General features: G+C 53.3%; 8 protein-coding genes. 6 read left to right on the top strand and 2 right to left on the bottom strand.

What is annotated here, in order from left to right; genetic code table 11:
- The coding region (locus PMI34_RS29225; protein ID WP_238538763.1) for a hypothetical protein at nt 1-197 on the top strand (197 nt) is incomplete at its 5' end.
- 85 nt (nt 198-282) lie between these two features.
- Here PMI34_RS29225 and PMI34_RS22505 read toward each other — a convergent pair.
- Both PMI34_RS22505 and PMI34_RS22510 read right to left on the bottom strand, forming a co-directional pair.
- Nucleotides 283-555: a hypothetical protein gene (locus tag PMI34_RS22505; protein ID WP_008047151.1), complete on the bottom strand. Its 273-nt coding sequence runs from the start codon at nt 553-555 to the stop codon at nt 283-285.
- Entirely contained in the window at nt 552-2,327 is a 1,776-nt protein-coding gene (locus PMI34_RS22510; protein WP_008047150.1) for an S-type pyocin domain-containing protein, read from the bottom strand. The genes PMI34_RS22505 and PMI34_RS22510 overlap by 4 nt, the downstream gene beginning before the upstream one ends.
- Nucleotides 2,328-3,016: 689 nt before the next feature.
- On the opposite strand from PMI34_RS22510, the gene PMI34_RS29515 reads away from it, so the two are divergent.
- From PMI34_RS29515 to PMI34_RS22530, 5 genes are all read left to right on the top strand, one after another.
- On the top strand, nt 3,017-3,151 hold the full coding sequence (locus tag PMI34_RS29515; protein WP_008047147.1) for a hypothetical protein: 135 nt from the start codon (nt 3,017-3,019) through the stop codon (nt 3,149-3,151).
- A 294-nt stretch (nt 3,152-3,445) separates the two neighbouring features.
- A complete protein-coding gene (locus PMI34_RS22515) occupies nt 3,446-4,942 on the top strand; it encodes a methyl-accepting chemotaxis protein (protein ID WP_008047146.1) in 1,497 nt (498 codons plus the stop codon).
- A gap of 466 nt (nt 4,943-5,408) precedes the next feature.
- Nucleotides 5,409-5,615, top strand: a complete 207-nt coding sequence (locus PMI34_RS22520) for a co-regulatory protein PtrA N-terminal domain-containing protein (RefSeq protein WP_008047144.1) — start codon at nt 5,409-5,411, stop codon at nt 5,613-5,615.
- Nucleotides 5,616-6,081: 466 nt separating this feature from the next.
- Nucleotides 6,082-6,486: an antitoxin Xre-like helix-turn-helix domain-containing protein gene (locus PMI34_RS22525; RefSeq protein WP_008047143.1), complete on the top strand. Its 405-nt coding sequence runs from the start codon at nt 6,082-6,084 to the stop codon at nt 6,484-6,486.
- Nucleotides 6,480-7,172, top strand: coding sequence for an RES family NAD+ phosphorylase (locus tag PMI34_RS22530; RefSeq protein ID WP_032829406.1), 693 nt, complete (start codon nt 6,480-6,482; stop codon nt 7,170-7,172). The genes PMI34_RS22525 and PMI34_RS22530 overlap by 7 nt, the downstream gene beginning before the upstream one ends.
- The last annotated feature ends 96 nt before the right edge of the window (nt 7,173-7,268 follow it).

The raw sequence follows: 7,268 nt of genomic DNA, 5'->3' as shown, positions 1-7,268 counted from the left end.
AATGTGGATCGGGCGTTTTTCTATGTACAGTTCCCACCATTGAATCGGCGTCGTACACAGATTTTGCATTCACCAACGATCAGATGTGGGAGCCTGCTCGCGATGGCGGAATGTCAGGCGAAGATACTCAATATGCCCGTAACAAAGAGAAGAGCCGCTGGGTAGCGGCTCAACCTGGGAAACCTTCGATGATTTAAACGACTGGACAAGGGAACTGGACGGCCACGAAATGATGGCTACTGTCACCGTTCTCGGGCACCTGCGTTCAGGCACTTGGTGCTGTCAGTCAAAGGTATATTTGCCTTCGAGCATGAATGCCGGCTCTCTCCAGTTGGGTCCTTTCACTACTATGCTCCCATTACTTTTTATAAAACCGGCATCACACATCTTCTTGACAAGTTTCAATAGCCCTATGTTGTTCTCCACATGCGCCCAGTTAGCCCGATTATAAAGGCCATCAAGCCGAGGAAAGGAGATACCCAATTCATTTTTGGTAAGGAATAGAATTACCTCTTCAGGTTTCTCGTTTAGTACGATGCTTGTTATGACGCTCATCGTTTTATTCCTCCTATTTGCTTAGACTCTCTGTCCGTTTGTTTATTGTCTGCCTCTATAGCCTCGGGCGTGTAGAGTAATTCAAAATCATCTTTTAGCTTGTAGTCTTCCAGTGTCGCTGCGTGAGTGTTGTTCCAAATGACACCATCGTCATTCGAGTTTACACCATCAGCTACACCTAATACTCTGAAACGTTCGAGTTCTCTGAGCTCATGAGTATAGAAACGCTTGTCGACTGCCATAATTATCAATTCACCCCTTAGGATTTTTTCCAATCGATCAATCATGATGGCATTGGCGTCCGAAGGCCCAAAGCGTCCCGTATGTAATTTGACCAGGTCAATACCCGCTTGGATCACGGTAGCACTTGTCCAATCGAGATCGAGTATTGGGCCTCCGGCTTTGGCGGGATTGAAAAATCGACCGCTGTATTTTCCCCTTGTGGTTGCTCCTTCATAAGGACTATTAAAAACAACGTAGATTGGCGGCAGACCGCTTTCAATCGGAAAGCAGTAAATGCAATCCCTGAAATCAGGCAATTCGAACGCGGGTAAGGTTTCAGGCTGCACAAGCAATGGCGACAGCGTAACTCCAGTGTAAGTCGGTACTTGCGCAGGTCGGGCGGGCGAAGTTGTCGAGCCGTCTCCCAAGTGAATAATGGGAAAACTGAGGGTAATGGGCTGTGTATCGTTTGACGTGAAACTGTAGCTGCTGGTCGTTGGATCGAATGCCAATGCCCGCACTGGCACTTTTGCCGAGACACTCCCTCCAGCCGGGGTTGCAACGAGTGTGTATTGGTTAAGGTCGCCAACAATCCGATAAGGAAGGTCAATGGCTCCTTCGGTAGCGGCGATTTCACTCAGGTTTGACGGCAGCTTTGGCAAAAAAGTGCTACCGGATAGTGTGAGAACTGTTTGAGGAAGGCGTTCGCCGTTAGCAAGAGCAGGTGAATAGAACAAGGCCCCGATCCCAACAGCAGTGGCCCGACTGATAAGTGCTTCCCCCAACCCGGCCAATAACTGAATGCCTTCATGGATCACTGCCCTGAAGGTCCAACCGTCGGCGACATGGATGGCAATGGCACCCGCCACAGTTCCTGCCTCTGCGTCATTACCAATGGGTAACCTGTAGGTGTAAGCGACTTCGCCCCTTGCCAAGGCGCGATGGATTGCAGCGTCTGCAGTTGCAGAAGCGTCCTCCAGAATGGGAATGGTTTCGATCAGGATTCGTTTAACGTAGGCGGCAGTTAGCGATAATAGGTATTCTTCATAAAAGCTTTGTCGCACTGCCATATCGTCTTCTGCATCCGCATTCGATGCAAATACTGCGGCACTCATTTTTCTGTCTAGCGACAATGCGTCTAAACCATTATATAGTAGTGCATCGTGCCAACTTCTATGGATTCTGACCCTTTGCAGAAGTTCTACGATGATCGCTTTCTTTTTTAAGGCAGCTTCCAATGCATTGAACTCCTGCCCGTCAATGGCTGCGACTATGCGTTTTTCTAGATAATCTCGAACATTCGGTGTAGCACCAGAAAAAACACTCGTTATCTGATCGTGCACCGACAGCCCTATCGCCTCCAACTTTTGGTATGCGTTACTGGGGTTTTTGGTACTCTCAATACTATGGGGCGTAGTAACTGCCGGGACAGTCCCATCCCAAAACAAAATACTATCGAAGCTTGAAGGAAAGGCCCGGGTTTCCGTAGCTTGAACCGGCCGAGACTCAGACGTCATTAAAGGTGAATGATGAGCAACTGGTTTTTGCATATGGCACTCCATGCAACAATATTGACTCCATAGAACAGACAGCACAAAAGTTATGCCGCAACAACGTAGAAACCTCAACACCTAAATATTAACAACATGCGTCGTGCGCGAAAGATTACATTAAGCCAAAACAACATCTGCGGCTTCCAGCAAAACTCTCACAGCAAAAGCGCCAAGTTCAATCTTCCATATACGGACTACTAAAACAAAGGAACTGATTTATTTTGTCGAAGGCGTCTGTATTCTTCTTTTTGTCTGTCCTCAACGACAGCTGAGGACGGCGATCGGGTACCAGAAGGTCTCTTGCCTGAGCTTGCGTTCTTCTGCCGTGAGTTTTCGGGTTTCGGCCATGGACCTTCGGATTTCGACTTGCAGTTTGTCGAGCTCCAGATTGTCACGGTCGTTTTGTAGCATGGCTCATCCCTTCGGGCTTTGCTGTTCAAAAGGTTCTCCCCGATCAGCCGGTGATTCCGCCCTTTCTGCGCCGTCAATATTTCCCGTTTTTCACTTTTTGAATATTGGGTTACTCCTGCCGAAGTTGTAGGCAAAATCCGAGAATGGAGCCGAAAAAGAAAAGCCGATCGCTCACAACACCTTCCCCAAGTGCCAAACGACCCTGTCCACAGTCAATTAGCTAAACTTCATCAGTAAACCACCTCGCGAATCCCTGAAAAATCAGGAGGCGAATCATGAGCAAACAACCTCAACCCCAAAGCCGCTCCAACCCCCAACCCAGATCCCGTCCGGTTGTGCCAAGCCTGCCCGGCAAAACCGGAAACAAGTCCGGTGGCTTGCGCGGCAACTATCCGCCGAAGAAGTCGTAATTGCCTCGGGTGTACGACAGGCTTTGCAACGGAGTCTGTCGTACACCCCGTCACTTCAGCATTACTTGCCTCTATATCGGACATTGTTTTCCACGAGCGACGTCGTACCCGCCCGGAATGATGGCCAAGGGCTACGCTCTCCACGGCGTCACAAATACAGCACAACCATACTGTCAACAGATTCGCCCCCTGACCCTGAAAACGCCTGCTCCTTCAACACACCCAAGCTTTCGCGATGTCCCGTGTTGCCATAAACCCTGCTTTTTCTGGCTCATTTACATGGAGTAAGCGTACATGCCCTTCCCCCCTCGTTTCCTCGACCACTACCGCAAAGCCGACCGCATCATGCTTGGCCTGATCTGGCTGATGTTCGCTTTCGCTATCGGCCTGGCGTTCTGGCACGACACGTTCAAGCAAGCGCTGCTGGTGGGCGGCGGTACCAGTGTGTTGTTGACGCTGTTGTATCGCGCCATCGGCGGTTCGCGGTTGATGCGCTGTTTGCTGAGCGTTGGCTTGATGGTGATGGCGGCGTTGCATATCAATCAGGCCGAGGGGGTCATTGAGTCGCACTTCGGGATTTTTGCGTTGCTGGCGGTGTTGACGTTTTATCGGGACTGGTTGCCGATCCTGGTGGCGGCGGTGACGATTGCGCTGCATCACGTGGTGTTTCATGTGCTGCAGCATCAGGGTTTCCCGGTGTTTGTGATGGCCCATCACGGTGGCTGGACGATGGTGTTCGTTCACGCCTTTTATGTGGTGATGGAGACGGTCGCGCTACTCTATCTTGCGGTGCACAGCCAGGCTGACGCGGTGGAGAGCCAGGACATGCTGGACAAGATGCTCGCCACCACGTCCCAGTTCACCACCGGTGCCGGCCAGGGTGACAAGGCGCGGGTGCATGTGTCGCTGGCGCAGCGCTTCGATCAGTTCCTGGGGCAGATCACCGCCTTGGTGGACGGCGTGGTGCGTGACTCTCAGGGTTTAGGTCAGTTGGGCCAGGAGTTGGCCAAGGCCAGTAACACGCTGGAGAAAGGCGCCAGACATCAGTTGACGGAAATCGCGCAGATGACCGGCTCGATGCAGCGCATGGGCGATGCGATGGAGCACATCGTGGTGCATGTCGAACATGCCGTTGAACATGCCGGCCAAGCCAGTGCGCAAGTCACTCGCGGGCAGGAAAGCGTGAACCGTGCGCGGCAGGAAATCACTCAACTGGCCTCGCGCCTGGAAGGCACCAACCAGACCGTGCAGGTGCTGGCCGGGCAGGCGCAGCAGATCGGTACGGTGCTGGAGGTGATCAGCAGCATTGCCGAGCAGACCAATTTGCTGGCGCTCAACGCGGCGATTGAAGCGGCGCGCGCCGGCGAGCAAGGCCGGGGTTTTGCGGTGGTGGCCGATGAAGTGCGCAGCCTGGCGCAGCGCACAGCAGTGTCCACCAAGGAAATCCGGACCATCATCGAGGCCTTGCAGCAAGGCAGCCGCAAAGCCGTGGAGGCCATGCAGGACAGTCGCGAAGGTGTGGAGCGCTGTGTGGAGGACAGTCAGTTGGCGGCGGCGATGTTGCAGGCTGTCGGCAGCGACATCTCGCACATCGATGAGCTCAATGGGCGGATTGTCACGACGACCCGCGAACAGTCCTCGGCGAGTTTCGAGATTGTCGGACGCTTGCAATCGGTGCAGAGCATCGCGCAGAACACAGCGGATGATGTTGAGACCCTGGCGCTGAGTAGTCGGCGTTTACCGCCGATTGCAACTCGGCTGGATGCGTTGGGGCGTACGTTTCATCAATGATGGGCGGCCAAAAATGACTGGCCATGAGACTGCCGTTGGTCAGCGAATTTGATCAAAAAATGAACGAACGCGGATTTCCCTGTTCAGAATACGCAACAGGTGACGCGGGCTCTGCTCCTCACCTGCCCCCAGAAGTGGAAGCTGAACCTCATAGGCACTCAGTGCGAATGAGGTTTTTTGTTACCTGCAAATTTAGCTGATCGAATGATTGGAAGTTCATTCGAGAGGCTTGCTTTTATCCTGGCTGCATAATGCAGCGGGTTAATTTATGTAAATGGCTGAATCTTGATGACAGTCAGAAACAGCAAACTTCAATCAAGTCGCACTGGGCGTCATGTTGATTGACTATTTGAACAAAGAGGCACCATTGAACTTGGCGTGCTTTCTTCGTCGGCCGTGGAATATCGGCCTTAGCAAATAAATTTCGCTGTTAGCTTTTAATTAAATATCACTTGAGGATACCCAAATGAAATCCATGAAAGTTCTCTTCGTAGTCGCCGCTCTGACCGCCTCTTCTCTGGCGATGGCCACAGGTGGCGGTGACAAGACCTTCGCACGCATGGAGTCGGCCCGGAAAGTCTCGATGGAAGCCTTCCAGGTTGCACAGAAGCAGCAGGCTGAACCCGCTGTAGCTGAAAGCAAAGCCAAGGCCGCTGATCGCGCCAAAGGCTGATCTGCTGGCGTTGAGCAGTCGTCGATTGGCGCCTATTGCCACGCAACTGGATGCGCTGGGGCGTACGTTTGATCGATAATCGGGCCGTGGTTTGCATGAACAATTTATCATCATGTAGATCACGGCCTTGCTTCACTTGTTGCAGCAACCACGCTTCAATCCGAAGCAACGGTTTATTCGCAACCTACTGACAATCCCATCATATTTCGCCCGATAGCCTTGCTGCTCCAGCGTCGCCACGGCGAGCGGCTGTTCCCTATGGCAGAACGGCGGGTAACCCGGTGGTTGGGCAAGCTGTAATGCAAGCCTCGGATCAATGAAGTATTGAGGAGATCAATCAACCAGAACGGGCGCCTGCGAGGCGCCCGTTTTTTTATGCGCGCGAGTCCACTGGTCGCACCAATATTGCTCCATAGACTCATTAAATCTATATTTGAATCTACAGATTCATCCCCAGGACACAAACATGGCCGTCCCCGCCCAAGCCCAACCCTTCACCAAAAACCAATGCGTCACCGGTCTGCGTGCCGCCGTGGGCATTCTGGAGAAGTGGAAGGCCACCAGCGACCAGGCCTGTCGCATCCTGCGTATTTCCCGCAGTACCTACACCCGCGCCCGTCAGCGTGACCCGGATTGGGCGGTGGTGCTGGATGCGGACCAGATGCAGCGCATCAGTTTCGTGCTGAACATTCATGCGACGTTGCGCCTGGTGTTCGATAACCCGAACAACGTGTACGGCTTTACCTCGATGGCCAATGACAACGAGTTTTTCAACGGGCGTTCGCCGCTGGAAATCATGGCCCAGGGCGACATGATTTCGCTGTATGAAACCTTCCGCCGCATCGACATGCTGCGGGGTGCACAATGGTGATGGCGAGCGAGCTGGCGGTGTTTGCCGGTCAGTCGTTGCAGGCTTATCGCCTGGTCAATTCGAAGTTTCCGCCCATTGCGTTGTTCGATGATGTGGCGGATGCCGATGAGTTCGAGGTGTTATTCGAGATTCAGGCGCTGACCAATCCGCGATTGAAGAATGAGGTGGGTCGGCTGGAGTTGATTGCGCGCAGCGAGATTCCGTTCGGCATTCCCGGTTGCGCCTACGCCATCGCGCCCTTTACCCACGTCAACCCGGCGGGTTCGCGTTTCAGTGACGGCAGTTTTGGCGTGTTGTACCTGGCGGATTCGATGGAAGCGGCGTTGGCCGAGGTGCGGCATCACCAGGCGCTGTATTGGTCGAAGGTGCCGAGCCTGAACTATGAGCGTTTTGTGTTTCGTGGCCTGGTCTGTGCCTTTGGCGATGCAGGGATGAAGGACGCCACTGCCCTGCCGATCAACGATCCGGTGTATGCGCCGGACGACTACAGCCATTCCCATGTGCTGGGGCGGGCGGTGCGCGATGCCGATTGTCCCGGGTTGCGTTATCACTCGGTGCGGATGCCGGGCAGTCATTGCTGGGCGTTGATGACGCCGAGGCCGGTTTCGTCGATTGTGCAGACGGCGCATTACGAGATGGTCTGGAATGGGCAGATCACCAGTGTCAGCCAGATCAGCGAAGCCTGATTGGGTTGCCACAAAATGAGGTGCTTATACAGGCGGTGTCCGATCCATTGACCGCATCGATAGTCACCATCATTTCAATGAAGTTCTCTTAAAAAA

Origin of the sequence: Pseudomonas sp. GM74, assembly GCF_000282455.1 — a bacterium.
Classification (GTDB): domain Bacteria; phylum Pseudomonadota; class Gammaproteobacteria; order Pseudomonadales; family Pseudomonadaceae; genus Aquipseudomonas.
The sequence above is the reverse complement of the archived record's forward strand: the minus strand, read 5'-3'. Positions and strand labels throughout refer to the sequence as shown.